This window comes from Actinomadura darangshiensis, from assembly GCF_004349235.1.
In the GTDB taxonomy this organism is placed as follows: domain Bacteria; phylum Actinomycetota; class Actinomycetes; order Streptosporangiales; family Streptosporangiaceae; genus Spirillospora; species Spirillospora darangshiensis.
The window spans coordinates 1-1,813 of record NZ_SMKY01000598.1 but is presented as its reverse complement, the minus strand read 5'-3'; the positions used below and the strand labels follow the sequence as shown (position 1 = coordinate 1,813).

Sequence of the window (1,813 nt, the reverse complement as noted above, 5' to 3'; positions counted from 1 at the left end):
CCAAGGAAGGCATGTCCAAGAAAGAGATCATCCGCTGTCTCAAGCGCTACATCGCCCGAGAGCTCTACCAGATCATCACCGCACCAAGCGATCTTGAGCCCGCGGCTTGACATCCATAAGAGCATCCGTCCGGAACGGTGGTTCACAGGGCGGTGGCGATCGTCGTGCAGCCCGCCGCCAGGATGACGGTGAGGCTGATCCCGCGGAACACCCGGTAGGGGATGTGGTGGGCCGCGCGGATGCCCAGCTGGTTGCCCAGGATGCCGACGGGCAGCCAGAACGGGAGGTACTGCCCCAGCGGTGCGAGGACGCCCGGGTCGGTGCCGGCCAGGAGCGCCAGCGTGAGCAGGTTCGACACGATGAAATAGAGCGTGAGGTCGGCGACGAACGAGAGCTGCTCCACGCGGTCGCGGGTCAGCAGCAGGGCGGGCGGGACGCCGTTCAGCGACGTCGTCACCCCGAGGAACCCCCCGCCGGCCCCGGCGGCGAAGGTCGTCGCCGGGCCGGCCGGGGCGGCGTCGCGGTCGCCCGGCCGGAACGCGATGAGCAGCGCGGCGGCGATCGCGACCAGCCCGACACCGATCTTCAGGACGCCGGTGTCGAGGAGCCCGCGCACGGCGAGCCCGGCGAGGATGCCGGGCACGCTGCCGCCGATCAGCCGGGCGGCGCGCGGCCAGACCAGGTGCCGGCGCAGCCGCCAGATCGCGGCGAGCCGGGTGAGCAGGGCGAGCGTGAGGTTGGCGGCGACGACCTCACGCAGCGGCAGCCCGGCCGCCAGCAGCGTCGGCGCCGCCACCAGGCCGAAGCCGAAGCCGGTGGCGCCGCCCAGCAGCGAGGCCAGCAGGATCCCGATCCCGCCGAAGACGATCTCCGTCACGGCCGGGCGGCACGCCGGGCGGGGGAGGAGCCGCGGGTCACAGGCCCAGCTTCCGGTAGGCGGCCCCCAGGTTGGCCTGGGCCCGCTCGGACGTCCGCTCGTACTCGGAGTCGCCGTGGGAGTCCATCGTCACGAAGAGGGGGCCGAACCCCTTGACGCGGAACTTCCAGAGGCACTCGGGCATGAGGTCCTCCCAGAGGACGTCCTCGATCTCGGTGACCTGGAGGGTCTCGTAGCTTGCCGCGCCTCCCGTGATGGACAGGTACACGGCGCCGTGGCGGCCGAACTGCTCCAGCGAGCCGGTACTCAGGCCGCCCTTCCCGATGATCGCCCGGACGCCGAGGTCCTCGACGCAGCCGCGGGTGAAGCGGTCCATGCGCATCGAGGTGGTGGTGCCGACGGAGACCGGGACGTAGCCGCCCGCGTCGGTGCGGCGGACGCTCGGCGCGGTGTGCAGGAAGAGGGCCCCCGCGAGGTCGGCGGGCACGCGCCGGCCCTCGTCGAAGAAGCGGATGAGGGAGGCGTCGCGGACGCCCCAGATCGTCCCGTCGATCCAGACCTCGTCGCCGCAGCGCAGCGACCGGGCGGTGGCCTCGTCGAACGGGGTGGTCAGGCGCAGGACGCGGTCAGTAGCCATACGCCACCTGCCCGTCGGCCGCGATGCGCGCCCGCGCGCGTTCGCCCCGCCAGCACTGGATGTTGACGGCCACCGGGTTCATCGAGATGTGCGTCCAGGCGTACTCGACGTGGACGGCGAACGACGTCGTGGCGCCGCCGAGGCCCTGGGGGCCGATCCCGGTCGTGTTGATCGCGTCCAGCATCTGGCGCTCGAACTCGGCGATCTCCGGTTCGGGGTGGGGCTGCCCGACGGGGCGCAGGGTCGCCCTCTTGGCCAGCGCGGCGCACTGGTCGGCGGTGCCGCCGAGGCCGACGCCG

General features: G+C 72.5%; 3 protein-coding genes. All 3 read right to left on the bottom strand.

Going from position 1 to position 1,813, the window contains the following annotated elements:
* Nucleotides 1–142 precede the first annotated feature (142 nt).
* Nucleotides 143–877 (bottom strand): sulfite exporter TauE/SafE family protein, encoded by a 735-nt coding sequence (locus tag E1293_RS46790; RefSeq protein ID WP_132206560.1) that lies wholly within the window; start codon nt 875–877, stop codon nt 143–145.
* Between the two features lie 37 nt (nt 878–914).
* Nucleotides 915–1,514 carry a fumarate hydratase C-terminal domain-containing protein gene (locus E1293_RS46785; RefSeq protein ID WP_132206558.1) on the bottom strand — a complete coding sequence of 200 codons (600 nt, stop codon included), beginning with the start codon at nt 1,512–1,514 and terminating at the stop codon, nt 915–917.
* Nucleotides 1,504–1,813 (bottom strand): fumarate hydratase (locus tag E1293_RS46780; RefSeq protein WP_207939554.1); only part of this gene is annotated, 310 nt, incomplete at its 5' end. The genes E1293_RS46780 and E1293_RS46785, both read right to left, overlap by 11 nt.

What these genes read in the sequence shown, in the direction of transcription:
- E1293_RS46785 (WP_132206558.1), bottom strand. Translation starts at nt 1,514, where the DNA reads ATGGCTACTGACCGCGTCCTGCGCCTGACCACCCCGTTCGACGAGGCC.